Genomic DNA, 23,729 nt, shown 5'->3' on the forward strand with positions numbered 1-23,729 from the left:
GAATGCAGCGAAATGACGAGTCCTTTTCAAATTCGTCAACACCGCACTGGACGGCGGCAACCCGCGCCCTTCGGGGGCTGCCGGATGATCTCGACTCGGTGTCGCCGACGTTTGACTTGACCCGTCAGGCCTGCAAGTCGGCTTCGTGATTCGACACCATCCGGTGGCCCAGAGTGAGCACCGGATTAAATAGATGTCCCCCAGACGTTATAACCAAAGGAGACTCAGGCAATGAGCAACCTACACGGCAAACTGAACTACGTTGAAATGGCCGCCTGTAACCTGGAAGCGACCAAGGACTTTTTTACCGCCGCCTTCGACTGGCAATTTGTCGATTACGGCCCGGATTACACCGCATTTGCCAACGTCGGGCTGGATGGTGGTTTTTATCGCGCAGAGCTGGCTTCCCGAGCTGAGCAAGGTGGTGCATTGCTGGTGTTTTTTAGCGACAACCTGGAGCACACGCTGGCAGCCGTTGAAGGTGCTGGTGGCATGATCGTCAAACCCATATTCGAGTTTCCTGGTGGCCGTCGTTTTCATTTCAGGGAACCCAGTGGCAACGAGTTCGCCGTATGGGCCGAATAACCCCCGCTGGTATAGCGCCTGACCTGGATACATTATGGTTAATATGGCGAAGCCGGTAACAACCCGCCTGAAGCCGTTGCCGGTTAGCTCTCCAGACGAGCAGCGCCTGTGCCCATTATGCGCAGGCGATAACCACTGCGCCGTTGCTAGCGGGCAAGATGCCAGCCAATGCTGGTGCATGACGGCGCAATTCCCACCATCACTGCTGGAACAAACAGTCGAATACGCCGGGCAGCAATGTATTTGTGATCAATGTCGGCAGCTGTTTGAGATGAGATAGATAGCCTCTTGAGGATTGTTTACCGGTTTGTGTTGAGGCACTCTTGCCTTGCCTGGGATGACGGGCATGAATCGATAACAAATAAGGATGAATGATGAAAAAAATCAGCTTGATTGCACTGTTGGCGCTGACTGTTTTGGCAACCGGTTGCTCTGGCCAAAAAATTAAAAGTGAGATCCAGGACGCTGTTGTGTATGACCCTGGCTATGAAATACAGATTATTCAGGACAAAGAAACTCGAACCGGGTTTCTTGACGCAGTGACTGCCTGGATGGATCAGAATGGCTACCAATACACAGTTGATCAGGAAGGTACCAAACACGATAACGATAAGTTGACCGTGGAGTACGTGGGTTACTGGAACTGGGATATGGCAACCTACCTGAATTATTCTAAAATTGAAGGTTTTAATCAGGGACAGCGAGTCCGGCAGATAGAGTTTTCATCGGGTAATTTACCGTCCAAATTTGGTAACTCTGAAAAGCGAATTCAGTTGATGCTGGATGTGATGTTCGGACGTAAAACCGTTGAAGAAGCCAACGCCCAGCTTTGATAGGCAAGCCCGACTTCTTGGCATTCCGTGACCGATGAGGAGTACCCCGGAGGTCTCGGAGTGCTCTTTTAAAGACAGGCAAAAAAGACAGGCAAACTGCCGTGCGGCAGCGAGTATGTGTTATTTCCGGGTACTCGGTTACAGCACGCTGTCTTGTATATTCAAGCAGAATACTCAACGATATTTCTGCAACAAAGGCAGCACTGCACGGCAGCCAAACTCATGCCACCGTCTCATCACACAGCGCCAGCCAAGCGTTTAATCCTGCGGTTCTGAATTTCTGTTTGTGTAGCACGATGTAGAGGCTGCGGCCGAAGTCTCGTTGTGGGGTTTTGACTTCACTCAGGTCGCCACGCCGGAAGTTATCTTCCAGCGCGATGCGTGACAGGCAACTGATGCCCAGTTCTGCCTGTACCGCACGTTTAATGGCTTCGGTGTGTTCCAGCTCCATGGCGATATCCAGTTGCGGTAGCAGGCCGTACATACCGCGATCAAACGCCTGGCGGGTGCCGGAGCCTTCTTCGCGCAGGATCCAGCGGGCCTGTTGCAGTTGCTCGTCGGTGGCCTGGTCAAACTGGGCGAGCGGGTGGGCGGGGTGGCAGAACACCACCAGTTCGTCCGTTTGCCAGTGCCGGATTTCGAGTTCGGGCTGGTTGATTTCTCCTTCAATCAGGCCGACATCCAGTTCAAAGTTCAGCACCTTGTCGACAATGTGTTCGGTGTTGTCGACGGTCAGGGTCACTTCGGCTCCTGGGTGTTGTTGCATGTAGTTGGCCACCATACGCACCGCCAGGTAGTTGCCAATGGTCAGCGTCGCTCCCACTCGCAGTTTGCCGGTGCCCTGGTGCTGCATCAGGTGGTTTTGCAAAGCGGTTGCCTGTTCTGTCAGTGCCATGGCTTCGGGTAACAGCAGACGGCCTTGTTCATTAAGTTGCAGGCGTTTGCCAACCCGGTCGAACAGTTGCAGATTGAATTGGGATTCCAGATCTTTGAGGGCGCTGGAGGCGGCACTTTGCGACATCGCCAGATGGTCGGCAGCGCGGGTGAGATTGCCGCTTTGGGCGATGGCGATAAAGACTTCCAATTGACGCAGGGTGTATCTCATTTTCGGTATTTCCGATTATGGATATTTGAACTACCCGTTTTACCGAAAAGTAGCACGGCAGTACAGTGTGGGTATCAACTAATGCACCACCCGGCGGTTTATGCGGGTACTGCCAACCATATTCGATTGCGGGAGAGTCAACCATGAGCAACCTGATCAAGGAAACCGTCACCAGCGTTCATCACTGGAATGATACGCTGTTCAGTTTTACCACCACGCGTAATCAGGGGCTGCGTTTCAAGAACGGTCACTTCACCATGATCGGGCTGGAAATTGAAGAGAAGCCGCTATTACGGGCTTACAGTATTGCCAGTGCCAACTATGAAGACGAGATGGAGTTTTTCTCGATCAAGGTACAGGACGGCCCGCTGACCCAACACCTGCAAAAGCTGGCTGTCGGTGATGAGATTTTGGTGGGCACCAAGCCGGTCGGGACGCTGATTGCGGATAACTTGCTGCCGGGTAAAAATCTGTATCTGCTGAGTACGGGGACTGGCTTGGCGCCGTTTATGAGCATCATCAAGGATTACGAAATTTATCAGCAGTTCGACAAGGTGATTCTGACTCACGGCGTTCGTCACGTGAGCGAACTGGCCTATCAGGATCGTATTGAGAATGAGCTGCCGCTGAATGAGTATTTTGGCGAAGAGATTCGTAATCAGCTGATTTACTACCCCACAGTGACCCGTGAGGCATTTCGGAATCAGGGCCGTTTGACGGATTTGATCACCTCTGGCAAGTTGTTTGACGATATTGGTTTACCGCCGCCAAACCCGGAAACTGACCGTTTTATGCTGTGTGGCAGCCCGGCAATGCTGAATGATCTGACGGCTATTCTGAAGGGGCTGGGCTTTGAAGAGGCGCGTGGCAGCAAGGCGGGTCATTATGTTATCGAACGGTCGTTCGTTGAGAAATAACAGGTACTTTGCGGGCCAGTGGCCCGCTTTCCCTGATGCTGCTTGCTGACAGGCTCCTGGCTGGTCTTGCCAACAGGGCTGATATGCGGGTTTTAGCGCACGGCAATGCCGACGGGCAGCTCTTCGAACCAGTCCAGGAATTCAGTCATATGCGGTTGCCGGAACAGGCGTCCGTGTTGTGGGGCCATGATGTTGATGTCGAGCTGCCGAACACGGCGAATCCAGTCGAGTTTGGCGTCGTTGGAAGGCATCCAGCGTTGGTGAAACTGGCGCATTTTCGGCGTGTGGGTGGTCATGCTGTCGACAAACAGCGGTGCAGCGCTATCTTCCATGGCGGCACCAATATCACCGCTCATCAGAATTTTGGCCTTGGGGTCATACACGTGAAAATTACCCGATGAGTGCAGGTAGTGAGCGGGGACAAATTGTAGCTGGATGCGACCAAGGGTCAGGGTCTGGCCTTCGTCCGGGATAGCGCAGAAGCGGATTTGGCTCATCCCGAAATGGCGAATAAAACTTTCCCACAGCCAAGGCGAGTAGAGTTTGGCGTCCGGCAATGCCTGATCCCACAGCCCCAGCGAGGAAATAATATCCGGATCCTGGTGGCTGGCAAACAAGTGGGTGATCTTTTCGGCAGGAATAAACTTCAGAACCGCCGAGAGCATGGGAGCAAACAGCTCGATACCACCAGGGTCAAGCAACATCGCCTGGTCACCGCTTTGTACCAGATACTGGTTGGTATCGATAATACCGTCCGACTTGTTGGGATCACGCCCAAACATGATCCAGCGATGATCGCCGTCTTCATAAATGATGGTGGCTTGCATGGGGTCTCCCTTTCCTGTTTTCGGGCTGTGCCAGTGTTGTTTGGTAATAGTATTGGGTGATGTTGTTTGATGATTTTGTTTGGTGATGTTTTCTGAATCAGCGATGCTTTTGGCTCAACAGACGACGGGCGTTACTCAGGTGCTGCCGAATCTGGTTGGCGGTAGTGGTGATGTTGGAGGCAATGACTTCGAGCTGGGCGCGAAAATCTCCGGCAGAGGAGGCTTCAATTTTGCTGGAGGTGGCAATCAGGTTGGCGGTGCGGATGTGTTTGTCGCCTTCTTCCAGTTGCGTTTCCAGTTCCCGCAGACCTTGTGTCAGCAGCTGCGACAAGCGCTCACGTTCGGCGTAGCACCGCTGCATGGCGTGTTGCAGTGAGGCTCCATGAGGGAGCTGCTGACGCTCCAGCCATTCAAATTTGTCGGCGGCGGTATTGGCCCGCCAGAGTGACACGGCTTGTTGGGAGAGGGCTTCGGAGACGCCATTGATGTACTGACTCTGGCGAATAATGTCGCTGGCCAGCTCATCAATAAAATGGGTAATGGCCTTGAATCCCACTGTTTTGGAACCGGCGCGTACGGCCAGGGCGCGGGCATTTTTGGCCGTCAGTGCCAGCCCCTTGGCTTCCAGCATGGCCTGGTGGAGTTCCGCAGCAATACTGGCTGCCGTCACAAAAATGGGTACTGCCATGAGGTGTCGCCCCTGATTCACGTCTTGTTCAGTATAGAAGCACTTGCCATTTTTGCCTGTCAGCGCTGGCTCAAACGAGTTCCGGCGGCATTGGACTTTAACCAGCCGCGAATACGGCGTGTTAATGCATTGTGTTCATCTGCCAGTGCTATCGGCCCGGAGAGGAAAAACTGTTGATAGTGGGCGCGTTTATTGTGTCGCAGCAGGCCTGCTCGCTGGCGTAACTGAGTGGCGGCAAGCTGATTGGCATCGGTAATCACATCGAAGACTGGCACCGCCAGTTGCAGCAGTTGTTGCGGTAGCGGGATTTTGGTGGCGCTGCTTTCTCGGGCGTCAATCAGGATCAGTGCCAATCCGCGCTCTGCTTTGCCGTCGGCATTGATACGGCTGACTTCGTTGAGCCATTGACTGGCCCAACTGGCACTGCTACCGCTGGCGATCACCACCAGGTTGAGCTGCCCGCGACTTTTCAGATACTGAATGCCTTGCCGGATCCGTTCCATCACCTGTTGGCGATGCTGTTGCTGGGCCTGCTCATAAGCGCTAGCCTGCTGGCCTTCGATTGCCGTGACGGCTGATGGATTGGCGTCTGTCTTCAGCGCTGGCAGCTGTGTTCGTTGTGGCAGCGGCGGCTCTCTGGCCAGCGTTGGGTCAAATGTATTGGGTTCTGGCGGTATGGCTATTTTTGCGTCAGTCGTCGCCAGCGTTGTGGTCGTGGTGCTGTCGTCTTTTTTCTGGTCGTTTGGGTTGGTATTTGGGGTGTTGTTTGGGTTGTTGTCGTGCGAGGAAGATGCGTTATCGGCGGCCTCTGCGGTTGCTGCCGGTGTATCCCCAGCGCCGCTTGCCGCAGAGTCTTTATTGGTGCTGCTTGCATCAAGGTACAGGGATGTTGGCGGTAAGGGTGCGGGGGGTGGATCAGGCAGCTCTATGGCGAGCGTTGCCCAGCCCAGGTCTGGCAGCTGTTCACGTAACATGCCGGTGGGCACCGGCCACTGACCATGTTGTCCCTGGTCGTGTAACAGCAAGGTTCCACCTTGTGGAAAACCGCTACGCTCTTGAATAAACAAACCATAAAAGGCGGTTTCGTTCGCCAGCAGTGGCACCACTTCACTGCTGCGCTGAAATAACGCCAGCTGGGCTGGAATGGCCTGGTGGCGCTGCCGTGATTCATCCGGGGTGATACGCTCTGGTGCTTTAACCACGGCGACGGGGTCTGCCAGGGCTTCCGTAGCGCTTGTGTCTTCAGGCTGACTAGCGGTCGTGACGGGTTCTGGGGTCGCTGGTTCGTCAGCGGCGAACGCCGGAGTGGCGGAGAGCAGTGTCAGCGCTGTCAGCTTTATCGCTCCTCTTATTGTCATTGCTATTGCCAGCATTAGCCGCGAGTGAATGCAGTGGGAGCCGGGGGCTGAACAGGGAGGGCGTGGTTGCCGCCGGGGCGGAACACAGGCAGAGCAAACAGACAGTAACCGCATAATGGTCAGGACTCGATCAGGAACAATGGGTTGACGTTGTCAACACAGGCTGCAAAAGCCGTTCCCACCGCTTACAATGACACTTCATTCATTACCCTGTGTCTATCCATGCACGATTTTCTGATTGCTCCTTCCATTCTTTCTGCTGATTTTGCCCGTCTGGGTGACGACGTTGCGGCGGTGCTGGACGCCGGTACCGACGTGGTTCATTTTGATGTGATGGACAACCACTATGTGCCTAATCTGACCATCGGCCCGATGGTGTGCAAGGCACTGAAAAAATACCTGGACAGCAATGGTTATAGCGCTCCCATCGACGTGCATCTGATGGTGTCGCCGGTGGACAGCCTGATTGCAGACTTTGCTGCTGCCGGTGCTACTTATATAACCTTTCACCCGGAAGCCTCGGATCATGTCGATCGCAGCTTGCAGCTGATCCGCTCGCTGGGATGCAAGGCCGGTCTGGTATTTAACCCTGCTACCCCCTTGCACTACCTGGATTATGTGATGGATAAACTCGACGTGATTCTGCTGATGTCGGTCAATCCGGGTTTTGGTGGCCAGTCGTTTATTCCTGGCACGCTGGATAAATTACGTCAGGCGCGCCAGTGTATCGACGATTCCGGCCTGGATATCCGCCTGGAAATTGACGGTGGCGTCAAGGTCGACAATATTCGCGAAATAGCAGCGGCCGGAGCCGATATGTTTGTCGCTGGCTCGGCTATTTTTAATCAGCCTGATTATCAGGCCGTGGTTGAGCAGATGCGTGAGCAGCTGGCCAGCCTCCGTTGAGAAGGACATCCTGATATGTCGATCTGGAGTGAACCGGTACAAACGTATTTTTCCGCCCGTGAAGACACGGTTCCGCAAGCGCTGCTGTTTGATCTTGATGGCACGCTGATCGACAGTGTGCCGGATCTTGCGGCTGCGATTGATCAGATGCTGGTGCAACTGGGTCGACCGGTGGCTGGTCAGCCGCTGGTGGCTGAATGGGTCGGTAACGGTGCCGACATGCTGGTACGCAGAGCCTTGTGTGATGGCAATGATATGCAGGCCCAGGCACTGGATGCCGCCGAGGTTGCTGCGGCCAGAGCCTTGTTTGATCCTTTCTATCTGGAGCATCTGAACGATGCCACCGGGGTTTACCCCGGTGTTGAAAAAACACTCACCATACTGGCGGTGCTGGGCATTCGCATGGCATTGGTGACCAACAAACCCAGAGTGTTTACCGATGTGCTGCTGGATGCGCTCGGCTGGCGTCCTTATTTTGATGCGGTGGTGTGTGGTGATGACCTGCCACAACGTAAACCAGACCCTGCGCAGATTCTGCACGCCTGCGAGTTGATGGCGGTAGAGCCACAACAAGCGATCATGGTCGGCGATTCCCGTAATGATATGTACGCTGGCAAGGCCGCAGGCTGTATGACCGTGGCGGTTCCCTACGGCTATAACCATGGCGAAAATATTGCTACCTGCCAGCCGAATCTGATCATTCATTCACTTGCCGACCTGATTCGGCATGTTTAATCGCCTGTGCAGCTGCTTGTAAAAACAGGTGGCGCGAGTGTGGACCGGAGGCTTTGAGGTTGTCGGGTGGCAGGTAACAGGTGTAAGCATATGCTTCGGATTGTATTAATGGTCAGTCTGGTTCTGACCAGCGGGGTTACCCTGGCTGCCGAGGTGCGTATACACACGCCGCAACCGAGTTGGTCGAGTCTTCCTGTGGTTACCTCGGATAATCGCACCTATAGCGGGTTCAATAGAGGGTTCAATCCCTATTTTGATGCGGCGTACGGCCTTAGTGTACTGAACTGGCCAAAAACCGAGTGGCAACGAGCCAACGAACCCGACGGCAGTAGCCGCCATGCGGTTGTCGGGCGATTTTTTCGTGTTGGTGGTGGTATCAGCTGGCGGTCGATACTGTCGGGCGGAATGAATGTCTGGCTCTGGAATGCTGACGACAACAAAAGCACTACGGACAGCGACGAGCGTTCGTCGAATACCGTCTATCAACAAGATGGTGCTGCGTTCAGCTGGAATGTACGGGCGATGTTGCCAATCAAACCAGGGCAGGGGCCGTGGTTTGGCTATGGGCGTATGTGCTTGCGCGCCAGCGCCACCAGTATTGACGCTGCCCGCGAGGTATCGGGTTGTACCCCGATGTGGCAAGCTGGATTGTCGTTGGGAGGGTTCGGTTCCCGTGCCGTATCGTTATATCTCGAATACGACCGGGCACATTTTGAGGAGGTCCACAGCTATGCCATCAGTGCCGGGCTACGAGGAGTTTTTTGATGGATGCGTTGGCTTTGGCCCCGCTATTGCCATTTGACCCACAGATGATGGGCAGTTATCTGCCGTTAACGCTGGTCAGTTTGATTGCAGGGATACTACTGGGTTCGTTGGTGACCGGGATGATCGTCAGACGTCGTGCACAGGCCGCCTTGCTGCTGGTGCAACAACAACAGCAGCAGCGGGAACAGCAGCTTGCCGAATTGGAAAACCGTCTGAGTGAGACTGATGCCGCACTTAATGCTACCCGTACCGACGCGGCGCGCTGGCAAGAGCGCAGCCATGCTGCACTGGCGCAGAAACAGGCGCTGGAAATCGAACGTCGCGAATCGCAGTTGTTGTGGCAAACCCGTCTGGCCGATTTGCAGCAGCGTTTGAGCGACAGCCAGACGGAGCTGGTGAGCGAACGTCAGGCGCGAGAAATGCAGCAGCAGCACGCCGATGAAAAACTGGCTTTGCTGCAGCAAAACAAGGAGCAGTTACTGCAAGAATTTGAACATCTGTCGCAAAAAATCTTCGAGCAAAAACAGCAGCAGTTTACCCAACAGAGTCAGCAAGGGCTGACCAGCTTGCTGACGCCGTTTCGAGAGCAGCTCGATGGTTTGCGCAAAAAGGTTGAGGATGTCCACCTTAGCGATACCCGTGATCGGGCCACGCTACAGGCGCAGATTGTTGAGCTGCACAAGCTGAATCAGCAAATGTCGACTGAGGCTCATGCGCTGACAACCGCCCTGCGTGGTGAAAAGAAAACCCAGGGCAACTGGGGCGAGATGGTGCTAGAAACGGTACTCGAGCGTTCCGGTTTGCGGAAGGGTGAAGAATACGTCCGGGAAGAAAGCCACCAGGACGACAGCGGCCAGCGTTATCGCCCGGATGTCATTATCCGCCTGCCGGAAGGCAAGCATATCGTGGTGGATTCCAAAGTATCGCTGAATGCCTATACCGATTACGTCAATGCCGACTTCGAGCTGGAGCAGGCGGCGGCACTCAAACGGCATGTGGAATCGGTGCGTAGCCATGTCCGCAGCTTGAGTGACAAGGCATACCAGCACCTGAATGGTCTTAATTCACCGGATTTTGTGTTCCTGTTTATGCCCGTCGAACCAGCTTTTATGCTGGCATTCCAGCATGACGAAAGTCTGTTTAATACGGCGTTTGAACAAAAAATCGTGGTCGTGACGCCAACGACTCTGCTTGCGACCTTACGCACGGTGGCCAGTTTGTGGGCTATTGAACGACGTAATAAAAGTACCGAAAAGCTGGCTGACCAGGCCGGTAAACTGTACGACAAACTCACTGTGGTGGTGGATAAATTCGAAAAAGTGGGTAGCCAGCTGACGACGCTGAACAAGGGTTATGATGAGGCCTGGAATTCGCTGAAATCCGGCCGTGGTAACTTGCTCAGTCAGGCCGATGGTTTCCGTAAATTGGGTGTTCGGGTCAAAAAGGAATTGGCTAAAAATCTGGTCGACGACGCCAATGCCGAGGATGAATTACATGAATCCCTTGGTAGCCGGGAAGCCCCCGTCGATTGAATGAACAGCATTATCATTTCAGGCCGACTGGTTAACCATCGGCTATAAATCCAGATATGGGCACGGCCATTCAGCGAGCAGACCGGCAAGGACGGGGAAGCGTCTATATATGTCCCCTTATGGTCACGCTGATTATCGGTTTTGCCTTGATGACGACTGCGACGGTTTTTTACCATATCCATTTGAAATTAATACCGGTATTGATCGATTCTGGGTTGAGGATACAAGCAGCGATCAATTTCCCGGTCGCCCGTCGGAAATGATTGCGTTCGTTGCGAGGGAAAGACTGGTTTGAGCAATTTTTGCGCAAATTTGAGGAGAATGGTTCTATTTAACAAAAATTTGCTCAAAAAAGAGCCAGATTCAGCTTTTCCGCTGTAGAGCAGCCCTAAGCCCGACAGACTTCTGGGCTTCGCGTTTGATCAAACATTTTTCCTGGAGAGCTTATGAGCCGCTTATCTGCGACCGCCGTGAAACAATTGATTCAATGGTGTGAAGAAAAAGCCACCGGGCTGGGTGTCCGGGTTTCGATCAGCGTTGTTGATGAAGGGGGTCATTTGATTGGCTTTTCCCGGATGGACGGCGCCGCAATTGGCCCTGGTGAAGTGAGCCAGCGCAAGGCACGTACCTCGGCGTTGTTTCGCACGGACAGCGGCGCTTTTGGTGAGGTGGTTCGGTCGCGTCCCCTGACCGGGATTGAATCCACTCATGGTGGACTGGCGTTGTTTAAGGGTGGTATTCCCTTGTTTGCTAATGGTCATGTGATTGGCGGGCTGGGGATTGCGGGTGGTACGGCCGTAGAGGATCTGGAGATTGCCGAGTGGGCGCTGGCACAGTTGAACGACGGTTTGGCTGCGGGCTGATTTATCGGCTTGTGATACCATGGCAGTTTGTTTTTGCCAGAGTATTGCCTTGCAGTGCTGGCCCATCCAAGCGACCCGAGACACCTATGAACGAGCGTGACGATCTCTACCAGACCCGCGAAGCCCACAGTGCCGATTTCCGTTTTGATGACGCCGTGGCGCGGGTTTTTCCCGATATGATCAAACGCTCGGTGCCCGGCTATGCTGAAACCGTGGCGATGTCCGGTATTATTGCCGGTCGTTATGCCCGCGATAACACCCGCTTGTATGATCTTGGCTGTTCGCTGGGAGCGGTCACGCTGGCGATGCGTCATGGTGTACGTGCCCGTGGTTGTCAGGTGATCGGGGTGGATAATTCGGCCTCCATGCTGGAACGCGCCGCACATTATATTGCCCTCGACGATCATTCCCTGGCCGGTGATCCGGTAGCGGTTGAATTGTTGCAGGCTGATATTTGTTCGTTGACGCTGGACAATGCCTCGGTGACGGCACTGAATTATGTGTTGCAGTTTATCGTGCTCGACCAGCGCCTCGAACTGCTGACTCGTATCGCTGAGGCAACGATTCCGGGTGGCGCATTGATTCTGTCGGAAAAAATCAGTTTTGAGGTTGCCGAGCAGCCGTTGCAAGATGCCTTGCACTGGGATTTCAAGCGCGCCAATGGTTACAGCGAGATGGAAATTGCCCGCAAGCGCACGGCCATTGAGGATTATCTGATCCCGGAGCGCGAAGAGGTACATCGCCAACGGTTGTTGGCTGCTGGGTTCAGCCAGGTTATTCGCTGGTATCAGTGTTTTAATTTTGTCTCATTTCTTGCTATCCGTTAATGCCGCTACTACACGGTTACACGGTTACACGGTTACACGGTCTCTTATTCCTCCTTTTGCTTGAGTCTGCTTCATGCCTGTTGATGTTACTCCGTTGTTTGCTGATCTTGATGCTGCCGATGCGGCAACCCTGTTGCCATGGTTTCATGACGTGCTGACGGCCATGCGAGGGGAGGGCAGCCGCATGGCGCGCTGGGCTGAGGTGTTGCCGGAGCAGTTAGAGGATTTGCTGGTCACGAGGGAACACGGTGATCAGCAACGTTGGGTAGACGCTTTGAGATTATTACCCCGGCTAGCGGCTGTTACGTGTGATCTTGGTACTTTTGATCTGGCGATCAAGGGCCATACCAGCCCGGCGCAGGCGCAGGCAGTGGAACAAGGGCTACGTGGCTTGATGCCATGGCGCAAGGGGCCATTCCAGCTGTTTGATAGTTATATTGATACTGAATGGCGTTCGGACTGGAAATGGCAACGGCTGGCGCCTCATTTGTCCGACTTGACGGGGCGTACCGTGCTGGATGTTGGTTGCGGCTCGGGTTATCACCTCTGGCGGATGCTGGGAGCCGGTGCTTTCCGAGTGATCGGTGTCGATCCTTCACGGCTGTTTCTGATGCAGTTTCAGGCCATCAAGGGCTATGTGACAGCGGCCCAGGGAATCGCTCCCCAAGCGGATTTGCTACCGTTCAAAATGGAAGATGTCCCTGCCAATTTGAAAGCCTTTGATAGCGTGTTTTCGATGGGGGTACTTTATCATCGCAAGTCACCGATTGAGCATCTGGAAGAGTTGCGCGGGGCACTCAAGCCGGGTGGTGAGCTGGTGTTGGAAACATTGGTGATCGACGCGGATCCAGGTGAGGTGGTGATGCCAGAAGACCGCTACGCCATGATGCGGAATGTCTGGTTTATTCCATCGGTAGAGACGTTGTTGTTGTGGTGTCGTCGCACCGGCTTCCGCAACGCCAGAGTGGTGGATCTGAATCAGACCTCATTGGCGGAGCAGCATTCAACCGACTGGATGCGTTATAACTCGCTGGTGGATTTTCTTGATCCGGATGATCTTTCCAAAACCGTCGAAGGCTACCCAGCCCCGCTACGGGCGGTGATTATTGCCGAAGCCTGAGGACTCTGGTTGGGTGGGCTTGCGCAGGTAGCGCTGCTTGTTGAGCAGCGCTACGGATTGAAAGCAGGGGAGGAATTATTGTTCTGTGGTTGCGGTGTCGGAATCCGCTGCTTGCTCATCCAGCAGTTGTTGTTCCGGTTGAACCCCTACTACCTTGCCATTTAAATCAGTTACCAACCAGTTGCCGCTCAAGCCAATTGCCAGTCGCACGGTGTCGTTGTATTCGAAGGTGCCAGCCGGTGCCCGGCTATTGATAAAATCGATAAAGCCACCGTCGGTGATGGGCTTGAGTTCTGCCGGGGTCAGATCCTTGTAGCTGGCCGGGCCAAATATCGAGCCATTGGAACTGGGCTGATAATAAAACACTTGATCCTCACTGGCTTTAATCGCATCCAGGGTGTCCTGGTTCAGGGTGTGGGCATAGAGTATTTCGTAGCCTTGGGGTGGAAACGCGACATACAGAGCGACCGGGCGAGTTTGGTGCACGGTATACACACCAGCTATCAGCGCGGCCAGTTGTACGGCGGCAATGATGCTGAGATCCATCTTCAGGCTTTTTTTCGCCGGGTTAAAGACCAATAGCGTCAGTGTTGGCCCGAGCACCAGATCAACTCCGGCAATCATCAACAGCGCCTGGTGCCAGCCCGGATCGGCAGCACTCAGAATGCCGGGATACCAGACGCCAAAAACCAGCGCGACCATCATCAGAAACAGCACCAGGCTGATACCAAAGTGAGCGGCAAATGCCTGATAACGATTAAACGATGTGAGGTGCATAAGAGTTCCGTTATAGCGGTTGTCGTTTCAGTGTCTGTTACTTCAGTCTTGATGGCTTCAGTGTCTGTGACGGGGCCAGCGTTTTGTCAAAGCCCGAGTCTGCCCAAAAGCCCGCGTCCTGATCATCGGTCAGAGTGTAATACGCATTGATAAATCAATCGCTTTACAATCTTTGGTCAGCGCCCCGATGGAGATGTAATCGACCCCGGTGCGTGCGTAAGGCAGCAGGGTGGCATCAGTGATATTACCGGATGCTTCCAGTTTGATTGGCCCTTCCAGGCGATTGGCAGTGGCAGCGCGGGCATGTTGTACCGCTGTGGTCATCTCGGCGGGGGTGAAGTTGTCGAGCATGATGATATCGGCATTGGCAGCGATGGCTTCGTCCAGCTGGTTCATGGATTCCACTTCAACCTCGACCGGTTTGCCAGGGGCGATGTCATGGGCAGCCGCAACGGCCTGGGCAATTCCGCCACATGCCATGATGTGGTTTTCCTTGATTAAAAAGGCGTCGTACAGGCCTATTCGATGGTTAAAACAGCCGCCGACACTGACCGCATATTTTTGTGCGATGCGTAAACCCGGCAGGGTTTTACGGGTATCGAGCAACTTGACGCCAGTACCTGCAACCTGATCGGCATACTGTCGGCATAAAGTGGCAGTGGCTGAGAGCGTTTGCAGGAAATTCAGGGCGCAGCGTTCGCCAGTGAGCAGACTGCGCGCTGAGCCTGACAGTTCAAATAGCAGTTGGTTTGGGCGCACCCATTCACCTTCGGAGACGCGCCAGATGACCTGGACGTTCGGGTCGAGCTGACGGAAGACTTCATTGACCCAGGCTTTGCCTGCGATGATGGCGCGTTCACGGCTGATAATACGGGCTTGGGAGCGCTGCTGCGTCGGGATCAGGCGGGCCGTGATATCACCACTGCCGACATCTTCGGTCAGGGCAGTGGTAACGGCGTTGGTAATATCGGCAGCGTGTAGGCTCAGGTTCATGACATGACTCTTGATATTAATTGTTGGTGCGGTATAGGGGACATCTATTTAATCCGGTGCTCGAAATGACGGCGTTAAAAATCGACTCAAAATGCTCATGTATCACTCATAAATTGCGCTTTTTCGTCGATTTTTGCTTTGTCCTTTCATCGCTCGCTACATTTTCAGATGCATCCTATAGGCGACCCGGACTATCGCGGATTCTTGTGGTGGTGAATCTTACACGGAACCCGGCATGGGTGCATGACGCTGCCGGCTTCGGTTGTCGGGTGCGGAGGATTGTATCCGGTGTAGTATGAATGAGTGAAGATACCCAAACAGTACGGAGAACATTCAGTTTGGACGTAAAAGACGGGCGCTTGCCCGACGCGCAATGGGTGCCCTCACCCAACTTTGGCCAGCGTCCGCCAGCGGCGGTTGTTTCATTGCTGGTGATTCATAATATCAGCCTGCCGCCGGGTCAATTTGGCAGCGGGTGTATACAACGCTTTTTCAGCAATCAGCTGGCTGTCGACGAGCATCCGTATTTTGCTGAAATCGATGGCTTGCAGGTGTCCAGCCATTTATTGATTGAGCGGGATGGCACGCTCTATCAGTTTGTCAACTTTAACGATCGCGCCTGGCACGCCGGAGTATCGTGCTATGAGGGTCTGACTGATTGTAATGATTTTTCGATTGGTATTGAGCTGGAAGGCTGCGATAACACCCCGTACAGTGAGGCCCAGTATCAGGTGCTGACTCGGGTGACGATAGCCTTGCGCCGATACTACCCGATGATCGGCAGCCGTATCGCGGGCCATGACGATATCGCACCGGGTCGCAAGACGGATCCCGGCCCGGCGTTTGACTGGGGCCGCTACCTGAACTCCCTGAAACCGGATGAGTATGATTTATGAAATTTCTGATTCTGTTTATCTCGTTGTTGTTGCAACAGCAGTTGCCCTGGGCTCGTCGCTGGGGACAAGGCAGTTTGTACGATCGCTGGCTGGCACTGTGGCAGCGCTGGCCAGGGTTTGAACGCCTGGGTGCCCCCATCAGGCTGATACTGCTGGTGATACTGCCCAGTATTCTGGTTGCTTTGTTATTTGTGTGGCTGGAATCGTTCGCCTGGGGATTACCATCCGCTGTGGCGGAGGTCGGGCTGTTATTACTGGTACTGTCTCAGGCTAATATGGGAGCGGGTTTGAAACGCTACCGCGAACATTTGACCAGCGGTGATATTCAGGGCGCATTTCATTGTGCCGATGAAGCGGTTTCAGTACCGGGGTTGGCATTGTCGTCGGATCCGGAAACCCTGAATGCTCAGGTTTTGCATACAGTGTTGTACCGCTGGTTTGAGTACTTTTTTTTGATGGTGTTCTGGTACATGTTTGCCGATGTGGGTGGCGTTGTGCTGGCCTGGCTGACGTTACATTTTGTCCGTGCTCAGGAGGCATTGGGGCAACAAGAGGGCGCCTCCGAAGAATCGCCGGAGCAGCCGGAACAACCGCTGGAACCGAAACAACAAACGGAGCAGGAACAACAGGATGCAGCAGACGATCCGTCAGAAACCGTTGGTTCCGGCAATCAGTATGCCGGGAAAAAGGCGCAAGCCGATCGTGTATCAAGCTGGTGTTTACACTGGCTGGAATGGGCACCTGCGCGTTTGCTGGGGCTGACCTATTGCCTGGCTGGTAATATGACGATGGCATTGCCGGTATGGCGTCAGTTGTTGTGGAAAACGGCCATCGACAGCCAGCAAGTGCTGGTGGATGTCGCGAGTGCGGCGTTGTCGTTCAGTCACGAAAAACGCTGTTGGCACAGTGCTGCTGCCGATTGTCCGGCTGCGGCAGCGGAGCTGGATGAATGGCAGCAATTGCATTTGCGCAGTGTATCAATCTGGATGGTAGGTATTGCTGTAGCAACGATCGGTGGCTGGTTGCTCTGACAGTCGGCAGGGCAACCAGCTGTGATGAATGGCTTGGGTTATTAACCCACAGGATCAGGCTCCGTCTTTTGATAGCTTCTGATCATGCCGTTAAGTGTGTTGCAAGGGGCTTTCATACGGCAGCCAGCGCTGTAGAGGCTGGGGGTGATGGGTTTGCTCCAGACTACTTCTGCCTGGCAAAAACCGGTACGGTGAACGTCCAGGTCAGGTCGTACGTCGACCAGCTCCAGATTTAATTCGGTACCGGGTTCAATGGCTTCATAGGTCGATATCATCAGTCCTTCATCTGAGCAGTTCAGTAGTAAACCAAGGTAGGACAAATCGCCCTGCTGAAAGACACTGACGTTGGATGAAATATCGGCTCTCGGGGTATGACGTTGTTCGGTATGCCCGTTCATGCAAACCTCCTTCACTGGATTATGCGACAGCCACCAGACTGCTCTGAAACCTGTGAGGAGGTCAATGTTTCTATTTAGATCAAAATGACATGTCAGGCGTGTTTTTGATTAATACATGCTTTGAATCAGGTCGATACTTGGCTTGAGTGTACGGCGCCAGGTAAGCTCCAGCTCCTTCGAAAATTTAGGGTCATGACGCGCCAGGGTTTCCATCAGAGCATCCAGCCAAAGGCTGTAATACATGGGGTTGATATTCATTTCTCCACGGCTGTGACTTTTCCCAAGAGCCTTTATTTTGGTATCCGGCATGCCGCGAGAGTGCATCACCAGCCATAAAATACCGCTGCGTAACAAGGCCCGCTGAGCCTCCATATTGGTGTTTTTGAACATCTCCCGAACGTCGTGTGACTTGCTCATGAAAATGGAATAAAAGTCTTCAAAGAAGACAATGTTGTTGCAGCTACGCCCGTAGCTTTGGAATACGATGTCCGCATCGCTCATAGATAACTCCTGGATTTCTCTGCGCTACCTGGACTCGGATTCGAGAGCAGGCTTTCCTTGAAACTGCTCCTCTATTCGGGAGCTTTGGGTTTTGTCCGGTAACGAGCTACACTGCAATGATCACTTAACGTTCACTTCGAACCGCGTTCCGTTTGTCTTTCTATTACTTTGACACGACCAGAATCCCCCTGGCTGCGATTATCAGTCAGGTGCCCGCTCTGCTAACAATAACGCTATTGTACTGGTTACTCGCCCTACAATCTGTAAGGTTAAATCCGAAGTCGAGTGGATAAAAGCACTTTTACAGGTAACAGACAATTTCCGCAGACAGCTTGCACTTTCATCGTGAGTGGCAAGTGCTTATTTCTACGGCGAAGGTATCCCGAAGACAGGAATATCAGCTCAAAACCGACTGCTGTATCGGTGGTTTTTTGCCAGTGTTTCCGGACATACAGCCTGCCGGAGTGATCGGCAGGCTGTATCTGAGGATGAATGAGGTGAGGGCGTTAGTCTTCCAGCAGGGAACGCAGCATCCAGGCAGTCTGTTCGTGTACAGTCAGGCGCTGGGTTAACAGATCTGCGGTTGGTTCGTCGTTAGCTTCACCGACCAGTGCATACAGGTTTCTGGCAGTGCGGGCCGCCGATTCGTGTCCCTGAGCCAGGATGGCAACCATATCCATTGCTTTGGGTGGAATGGCTGGGGCATCAGGCAGTGAGGCCAGTTCGGCAAACTGGGCGTAGGACCCTGGTGCAACGTGTCCCAATGAGCGAATGCGCTCTGCAATGGGATCGACGGCATTCCAGAGTTCAGTGTATTGATCCATAAACATCACATGCAGGCTATTAAACATTGGCCCGGTGACGTTCCAGTGGAAGTTATGGGTGGTCAGGTACAGGGTGTAAGTATCCGCCAGCAGTCGACCGAGGCCGTCAGCGATGGCTTGGCGATGGGTATCACTGATTCCAATATTGATGCTCATAGTGTTCTCCCTTGGGTAAGCAGTCTGTGGATAAAAACATGATCCAGTCATTGTTGCCATGATTGGCGGTGTGACGATTGTGAGTATGCCTGAATGTCGATCAACAAATATTGATCGGGTACCCGATTGGTTGGGATACGCCCAAATTGGTTCCTCTCAATTTGGCGGTGCTTCGGATACTTGCGTCTGGCGGAAGATGCCGGTGCTTGTCATTTTCCGCCAATAGACAGACAGTGGACGCTTGTTTCCTCTCTCACCTGATCACTGCCAGTCTGTGCTGATCAACCGCCAGGAAACCGGTTTGTTTGATCGACCAGCAACCGATCGGCTACTCACCTCATCTTGCATAGTAATAATAGCTATCTTGTATTTGATTTTAGAATTCGATTGTTTTTATTGAGTCCATGGTCAGATGCTATAAGGTCTGAACAGGAGGGCTGGAACTTCAGACAGTCGGTTGCAGCTTGATGGTCTGGCCTATGGATTCCAGTGCCGCAAAAAAGTCGTGGCGACTGCGATGACGTTTGACCGCCTGAAAGACGCTTTCCATTTCTGTGGAATGCAGCGAAAAATAATGCAGCCACTGTTTCATGCGGTCAGTGAGTTGTTTGTCTTCCAGATGCTCAAGTCGTTCTGCGAGTTGGTAAAACAACGCCAGATAGTCTTGCCAGGCTAACTTTTGATGAAACAAGCCTTGCTGTTGCGCACGAATCTGCAGACCCAGATCGGGTTTTGCGACCAGGCCGCGACCAATCATTAACAGGCGTGACTGACTCTGGTGTTGGCATGCTGCCGCCTGGTCGGGTGTCCAGATTTCACCGTTGGCCAGTACCGGAATATCGACAACCTGTTTGATGTTGGCGATCCACTCCCACCATGCCGGGGGCTTGTAGCCTTCCGTTTTGGTGCGGGCATGTACTGTGAGCCACTGGATTCCGGCAGCGGCCAGAGCCTGGGCATTGTCGAGCGCCAGCGCTTTATCGGTGTAGCCGAGACGCATTTTGGCACTGACCGGAATGTGGGCAGGCACAGCGTTGCGGACGGCCTTGGTGATGGCATATAGGCGCTCAGTGTGTTGCAACAGCACAGCGCCGCCCTGGCTGCGGTTGACGGTTTTGGCCGGGCAGCCAAAATTGAGATCAATTGCCGGTGCACCCAGTGCGGCAACCCGTGCCGCATTGGCTGCCATCAGCTCCGGATCGCTGCCTAATAATTGAATATGCACCGGCGTTCCTGCCAGGGTTTTGCCGCCTTGTGCCAGCTCCGGGCAATATTTTAAAAATACGCGATTGGGTAATACCGTTTGGCTGATGCGAATAAATTCGGTAACACAATGGTCAATTCCCCCGACGGCGGTCAGTATCTCCCGTAAATGGAAATCCATTAATCCCTCCATGGGCGCTAGTGCAATATAAAGAGAACTGTTGGGGTCAAATGGCAACATGGGAGCGCTCGCAGAGACGAAAAAGCGTGTAGACGAAATCAGGCGCGGAAATTGAGCATTATATGGTGTTGAGGTCAAGTATTTTGCCTTCCACTTTGGCCGTATATCCCGGTCAAATGCGTCAATAGGACTATTTGCTTAAGCTATAGTTGATATAAGTTTCAGAAATACTACTGGTTTCAGTAGCTTGGAGACCCTGTTTGGAGGTTGCCAGTAATTCGCCTTGATCTGGCACAGTTGAAAGAGTTAGCCCTTTTAAAGTAGTCTTATCCGGTTTTTCCCCGTTATAAACATGGGTTATGCCGGTGAATATTGGTGGGGAAATACTCGCTGTTCGTAAAAATTATTACTAAAAAGGAGCCGCTTGCATGTCTGAGCCAGGACTCGTCACGCAAGGTTTGGAATTGATGGTTTTTGGTATGGGTACGGTATTTGTCTTCTTGACGATGCTGGTATTCGTTACCGGATTCATGTCCAAGCTGGTAAACAAGTATGCTCCAGAGGAAGTGATCGTGCCGGTAGCGGCAAAAAAGAAACGGTCTCAACCTCAGGGAGTAGATCCGCAACTGTTGAAAGTACTTTCAGCTGCGGTCAAGGAACATCGTGCGCGCCAAAAGTAGTGTACGAATCATAATAACCAAAACGTTAACAACGTTATCGGAAGAAAAGGCCATCACCCATGACCGATTCTAAAAAACTCGGAATTACCGACGTCGTATTGCGCGACGCGCACCAATCCATTCTGGCAACTCGCATGCGTATCGACGATATGCTGCCGATTGCTGAAAAACTCGATCAGGTGGGTTACTGGTCGCTGGAATCCTGGGGTGGTGCGACATTTGACTCTTGTATCCGTTTTCTGGGAGAAGACCCCTGGGATCGTATTCGCGAATTCAAGAAAGCAATGCCCAAAACGCCCCATCAGATGTTGCTACGTGGCCAAAACCTGCTGGGTTATCGCCATTATGCGGATGATGTGGTGGAGAAGTTTGTTGAGCGTGCAGCGACCAACGGTGTGGATGTATTTCGTGTCTTTGATGCGATGAATGACCCACGCAATCTGGAAACAGCACTCAAGGCCGTTAAAAAGCAGGGTAAACACGCTCAGGGCACCCTGTCGTACACGACCAGCCCGGTGCATACCATGGAATCATGGGTCAGCCTTGCCAAAAAGATTGAGGACATGGGTGCAGACTCCATCGCCATCAAGGATATGGCCGGTGTACTGACGCCTTATGTGGCTTTTGAGCTGGTGAGCAAATTGAAGGCCCAGACGGATCTGGAAGTTCAGTTACACGCTCATGCCACTTCGGGGTTGTCTGACATGACGATCCTGAAAGCGGTTGAAGCGGGTATTGACCGTGTTGATACTGCCATATCATCAATGTCCATGACCTATGGTCATACCGCGACAGAATCCGTTGTAGCGGCATTGGCTGGCACTGAGCGTGATACCGGTATCGACCTGTTGTTGCTGGAAGAAATTGCCGCTTATTTCCGGGCTGTGCGTAAAAAATACTCGAAGTTTGAAGGTGCGCTCAAGGGCACTGATTCCCGTATTTTGGTGGCTCAGGTTCCTGGCGGCATGCTGACCAATATGGAAAACCAGCTGCGTGAACAAGGGGCTTCCGATAAGTTCGATGAAGTACTGGCCGAAATTCCACGGGTACGTGAAGATCTGGGCTTTATTCCTCTGGTGACACCAACGTCCCAGATTGTCGGAACCCAGGCTGTTTTGAATGTGTTGACGGGTGAACGTTACAAGTCAATCTCGAAAGAAACCCAGGGCATTCTGAAAGGCGAGTACGGTGCCGCTCCTGCACCGATGAACGCCGAATTGCAAGCCAAAGTTCTGGATGGCAAGGAAGTGATTACCTGTCGACCTGCGGATCTGATCGAAAACGAAATGGACAAGGTGATTGCCAATGTCGACAAGCTGGCGGCTGAAAAAGGCATTACGCTGGCAGCAGACAAGATTGATGACGCCCTGACCTATGCCATGTTCCCGCAGATTGCGCCGAAATTCCTGGAAAATCGCGGCAATCCCGACGCATTCGAACCTGCTCCGAAAGGCGACGCTGAAGATACCTTCACCATTTCCGTTGATGGTAACGATTATGTGGTGAAAGTGGACGATGGCGGTGACGTTACGCATCTGGCTTCTGTCAACGGTGCTCCGCTGAGCATGGGCGGTTCTTCGGCAGCAGCTGACGGTGACGTAGTGGCGGCGGGTGATGGTGATCCGGTGTGTGCTCCTTTGGCTGGTAACGTCTGGAAAGTACTGGTTGAAACTGGCGATCAGGTTGATGAAGGTGATGTTGTCGTGATTCTTGAAGCCATGAAGATGGAAACCGAAGTACGTGCTCCACGCACGGGTACGGTAACCGGTGTCTCAGCCAAAGAAGGTGTGTCAGTGAAAGTGGGCGACACTCTGTACAACCTCGCGTAAGGAAGGAGTGCCTGAATGGAAAGCCTGATTAACCTGTGGCATGACAGCGGTTTGTACCAAATGGAAACCGGTCAGGGTGCAATGATCCTGATTGGCTGTTTGTTGCTGTTTCTGGCCATACATCCAAAGTTTCAGTTTGAACCACTGCTGCTGCTGCCTATCGCGGTGGGTACTATTTTCGTCAATATTCCCGGTGCCGGTTTTTATGCCGGTCCGGTATTTGATGCCCATGGCCACCTCGATTCACCTGCTGGATTGCTGTACTACATTTACCATGCCGGGATTGAAACCGGACTGTTTCCGTTGCTGATCTTTATGGGCGTGGGCGCTATGACGGATTTTGGTCCGTTGCTGGCTAACCCGAAAACCCTGTTGCTCGGCGCAGCGGCGCAGTTTGGTATTTTCGGCACTCTGTTTGGTGCCGCTTTCTTTACTGACATTGGTGTGATGGATTTCACCCTGCAGCAAGCCTCCGCCATCGGGATTATTGGTGGTGCAGATGGTCCGACTTCGATCTTTATTGCATCGAAGCTGGCACCAGAACTGCTGGGTGCAATTGCAGTCGCGGCATATTCCTATATGGCACTGGTGCCGATGATCCAGCCGCCGATTATGAAAGCACTGACGTCCGTTGAAGAACGCAAGATTCAGATGGTGCAATTGCGTACCGTCAGCAAGGCCGAGAAGATTATCTTCCCGATTACTTTGCTGGTGCTGGTGGCTCTGTTGCTGCCTTCTGCTGCACCGCTGCTGGGGATGTTCTGTTTCGGTAACCTGATGAAGGAATCCGGTGTGGTCGATCGTCTGAGTGATACTGCCCAGAACGCATTGATCAACGTGGTGACTATTTTCCTCGGGCTGGGTGTCGGGTCGAAAATGAGTTCAGACAAGTTCCTGAACTTTGACACCCTGAGCATTCTGATCCTGGGCATGCTGGCATTTTGTGTTGGTACGGCAACGGGTGTACTGATGGCGAAAGTCATGAACAAGTTATCGAAAGATCCGATCAACCCCCTGATTGGCTCTGCGGGTGTCTCCGCTGTACCTATGGCTGCGCGAGTGTCCAACAAGGTCGGTCTGGATGCCAACCCTCAGAACTTCCTGTTGATGCATGCCATGGGCCCCAACGTTGCCGGTGTTATCGGTTCTGCGGTGGCTGCTGGTGTGATGATCAGTTACTTTGGTGCTTAACAGACCAG

Annotated in this window: 27 protein-coding genes; 17 read left to right on the top strand and 10 right to left on the bottom strand. The window is 53.2% G+C overall.

The features are described from left to right. Positions 1-2: 2 nt before the first annotated feature. The 4 genes from WG929_RS01245 (at position 3) to WG929_RS01260 (ending at position 1,418) form a co-directional block, all read left to right on the top strand. Entirely contained in the window at positions 3-149 is a 147-nt protein-coding gene (locus tag WG929_RS01245) for a hypothetical protein (RefSeq protein ID WP_369854690.1), read from the top strand. A gap of 82 nt (positions 150-231) precedes the next feature. Beyond that, positions 232-585, top strand: coding sequence for a VOC family protein (locus WG929_RS01250; RefSeq protein ID WP_369857234.1), 354 nt, complete (start codon positions 232-234; stop codon positions 583-585). 43 nt (positions 586-628) lie between these two features. Next, positions 629-865 (top strand): cysteine-rich CWC family protein, encoded by a 237-nt coding sequence (locus WG929_RS01255; RefSeq protein WP_416204609.1) that lies wholly within the window; start codon positions 629-631, stop codon positions 863-865. A 94-nt stretch (positions 866-959) separates the two neighbouring features. Then, positions 960-1,418: an Sbal_3080 family lipoprotein gene (locus tag WG929_RS01260; RefSeq protein ID WP_416204548.1), complete on the top strand. Its 459-nt coding sequence runs from the start codon at positions 960-962 to the stop codon at positions 1,416-1,418. Between the two features lie 220 nt (positions 1,419-1,638). Here the strand turns inward: WG929_RS01260 and WG929_RS01265 are convergent, their stop codons facing one another. Continuing rightward, a complete protein-coding gene (locus WG929_RS01265) occupies positions 1,639-2,523 on the bottom strand; it encodes a LysR family transcriptional regulator (protein ID WP_416204549.1) in 885 nt (294 codons plus the stop codon). Between the two features lie 143 nt (positions 2,524-2,666). Here WG929_RS01265 and WG929_RS01270 point away from each other — a divergent pair, with 143 nt between their 5' ends. Further along, positions 2,667-3,440 carry a ferredoxin--NADP reductase gene (locus tag WG929_RS01270; protein WP_416204550.1) on the top strand — a complete coding sequence of 258 codons (774 nt, stop codon included), beginning with the start codon at positions 2,667-2,669 and terminating at the stop codon, positions 3,438-3,440. A gap of 92 nt (positions 3,441-3,532) precedes the next feature. Here the strand turns inward: WG929_RS01270 and WG929_RS01275 are convergent, their stop codons facing one another. From WG929_RS01275 to WG929_RS01285, 3 genes are all read right to left on the bottom strand, one after another. Continuing rightward, on the bottom strand, positions 3,533-4,267 hold the full coding sequence (locus tag WG929_RS01275) for an oxygen-binding di-iron domain-containing protein (protein WP_416204551.1): 735 nt from the start codon (positions 4,265-4,267) through the stop codon (positions 3,533-3,535). Between the two features lie 97 nt (positions 4,268-4,364). Next, a complete protein-coding gene (locus tag WG929_RS01280) occupies positions 4,365-4,955 on the bottom strand; it encodes a hypothetical protein (protein WP_416204552.1) in 591 nt (196 codons plus the stop codon). Between the two features lie 59 nt (positions 4,956-5,014). Beyond that, positions 5,015-6,313, bottom strand: a complete 1,299-nt coding sequence (locus tag WG929_RS01285; protein WP_416204553.1) for a DUF3530 family protein — start codon at positions 6,311-6,313, stop codon at positions 5,015-5,017. Positions 6,314-6,535: 222 nt separating this feature from the next. Here WG929_RS01285 and rpe point away from each other — a divergent pair, with 222 nt between their 5' ends. From rpe to cmoB, 7 genes are all read left to right on the top strand, one after another. Then, positions 6,536-7,219: a ribulose-phosphate 3-epimerase gene (gene rpe, locus WG929_RS01290; protein ID WP_416204554.1), complete on the top strand. Its 684-nt coding sequence runs from the start codon at positions 6,536-6,538 to the stop codon at positions 7,217-7,219. Positions 7,220-7,234: 15 nt separating this feature from the next. Then, positions 7,235-7,954 carry a phosphoglycolate phosphatase gene (locus WG929_RS01295; RefSeq protein ID WP_416204555.1) on the top strand — a complete coding sequence of 240 codons (720 nt, stop codon included), beginning with the start codon at positions 7,235-7,237 and terminating at the stop codon, positions 7,952-7,954. 90 nt (positions 7,955-8,044) lie between these two features. Then, the gene (locus WG929_RS01300; protein WP_416204556.1) at positions 8,045-8,719 is read left to right on the top strand and encodes a hypothetical protein; all 675 of its coding nucleotides are present in this window, start codon (positions 8,045-8,047) and stop codon (positions 8,717-8,719) included. Further along, positions 8,719-10,251, top strand: coding sequence for a DNA recombination protein RmuC (locus tag WG929_RS01305; protein WP_416204557.1), 1,533 nt, complete (start codon positions 8,719-8,721; stop codon positions 10,249-10,251). The genes WG929_RS01300 and WG929_RS01305 overlap by 1 nt, the downstream gene beginning before the upstream one ends. A 446-nt stretch (positions 10,252-10,697) precedes the next feature. Continuing rightward, on the top strand, positions 10,698-11,114 hold the full coding sequence (locus WG929_RS01310; RefSeq protein ID WP_416204558.1) for a GlcG/HbpS family heme-binding protein: 417 nt from the start codon (positions 10,698-10,700) through the stop codon (positions 11,112-11,114). A gap of 86 nt (positions 11,115-11,200) precedes the next feature. Next, on the top strand, positions 11,201-11,941 hold the full coding sequence (gene cmoA / locus WG929_RS01315; protein WP_369857246.1) for a carboxy-S-adenosyl-L-methionine synthase CmoA: 741 nt from the start codon (positions 11,201-11,203) through the stop codon (positions 11,939-11,941). A 73-nt stretch (positions 11,942-12,014) separates the two neighbouring features. Then, a complete protein-coding gene (gene cmoB, locus WG929_RS01320; protein WP_369857247.1) occupies positions 12,015-13,061 on the top strand; it encodes a tRNA 5-methoxyuridine(34)/uridine 5-oxyacetic acid(34) synthase CmoB in 1,047 nt (348 codons plus the stop codon). A gap of 75 nt (positions 13,062-13,136) precedes the next feature. Here cmoB and WG929_RS01325 read toward each other — a convergent pair whose 3' ends face one another. Beyond that, positions 13,137-13,838, bottom strand: a complete 702-nt coding sequence (locus tag WG929_RS01325) for a hypothetical protein (protein ID WP_369857248.1) — start codon at positions 13,836-13,838, stop codon at positions 13,137-13,139. 129 nt (positions 13,839-13,967) lie between these two features. Further along, complete coding sequence (gene nadC / locus WG929_RS01330) at positions 13,968-14,831, bottom strand: carboxylating nicotinate-nucleotide diphosphorylase (RefSeq protein ID WP_416204559.1); 864 nt, start codon at positions 14,829-14,831, stop codon at positions 13,968-13,970. Positions 14,832-15,169: 338 nt separating this feature from the next. On the opposite strand from nadC, the gene ampD reads away from it, so the two are divergent. Both ampD and ampE read left to right on the top strand, forming a co-directional pair. Then, positions 15,170-15,727 carry a 1,6-anhydro-N-acetylmuramyl-L-alanine amidase AmpD gene (gene ampD, locus WG929_RS01335; protein ID WP_435873308.1) on the top strand — a complete coding sequence of 186 codons (558 nt, stop codon included), beginning with the start codon at positions 15,170-15,172 and terminating at the stop codon, positions 15,725-15,727. Further along, entirely contained in the window at positions 15,724-16,758 is a 1,035-nt protein-coding gene (gene ampE / locus WG929_RS01340) for a regulatory signaling modulator protein AmpE (RefSeq protein WP_416204560.1), read from the top strand. Before ampD ends, ampE begins: the two co-directional genes overlap by 4 nt. Before the next feature lie 41 nt (positions 16,759-16,799). Here ampE and WG929_RS01345 read toward each other — a convergent pair whose 3' ends face one another. The 4 genes from WG929_RS01345 to WG929_RS01360 form a co-directional block, all read right to left on the bottom strand. Further along, the gene (locus tag WG929_RS01345; RefSeq protein WP_369857252.1) at positions 16,800-17,156 is read right to left on the bottom strand and encodes a PilZ domain-containing protein; all 357 of its coding nucleotides are present in this window, start codon (positions 17,154-17,156) and stop codon (positions 16,800-16,802) included. A 108-nt stretch (positions 17,157-17,264) separates the two neighbouring features. After that, entirely contained in the window at positions 17,265-17,657 is a 393-nt protein-coding gene (locus WG929_RS01350; protein ID WP_369857253.1) for a globin, read from the bottom strand. 506 nt (positions 17,658-18,163) lie between these two features. Continuing rightward, a complete protein-coding gene (locus tag WG929_RS01355) occupies positions 18,164-18,637 on the bottom strand; it encodes a Dps family protein (protein ID WP_369857254.1) in 474 nt (157 codons plus the stop codon). 445 nt (positions 18,638-19,082) lie between these two features. After that, positions 19,083-20,081 carry a tRNA dihydrouridine synthase gene (locus WG929_RS01360; RefSeq protein WP_416204561.1) on the bottom strand — a complete coding sequence of 333 codons (999 nt, stop codon included), beginning with the start codon at positions 20,079-20,081 and terminating at the stop codon, positions 19,083-19,085. Between the two features lie 368 nt (positions 20,082-20,449). Here WG929_RS01360 and WG929_RS01365 point away from each other — a divergent pair, with 368 nt between their 5' ends. From WG929_RS01365 to WG929_RS01375, 3 genes are read left to right on the top strand one after another with little or no spacing between them, the layout of a single operon-like run. Then, positions 20,450-20,701 carry an OadG family protein gene (locus tag WG929_RS01365; protein ID WP_369857256.1) on the top strand — a complete coding sequence of 84 codons (252 nt, stop codon included), beginning with the start codon at positions 20,450-20,452 and terminating at the stop codon, positions 20,699-20,701. Positions 20,702-20,760: 59 nt separating this feature from the next. Further along, entirely contained in the window at positions 20,761-22,530 is a 1,770-nt protein-coding gene (gene oadA, locus WG929_RS01370) for a sodium-extruding oxaloacetate decarboxylase subunit alpha (protein WP_416204562.1), read from the top strand. A gap of 15 nt (positions 22,531-22,545) precedes the next feature. Further along, the gene (locus tag WG929_RS01375) at positions 22,546-23,721 is read left to right on the top strand and encodes a sodium ion-translocating decarboxylase subunit beta (RefSeq protein ID WP_416204563.1); all 1,176 of its coding nucleotides are present in this window, start codon (positions 22,546-22,548) and stop codon (positions 23,719-23,721) included. Positions 23,722-23,729: the final 8 nt, after the last annotated feature.

Origin of the sequence: Oceanobacter antarcticus (genome assembly GCF_044962685.1) — a bacterium.
In the GTDB taxonomy this organism is placed as follows: Bacteria; Pseudomonadota; Gammaproteobacteria; order Pseudomonadales; family Oceanobacteraceae; genus Oceanobacter; species Oceanobacter antarcticus.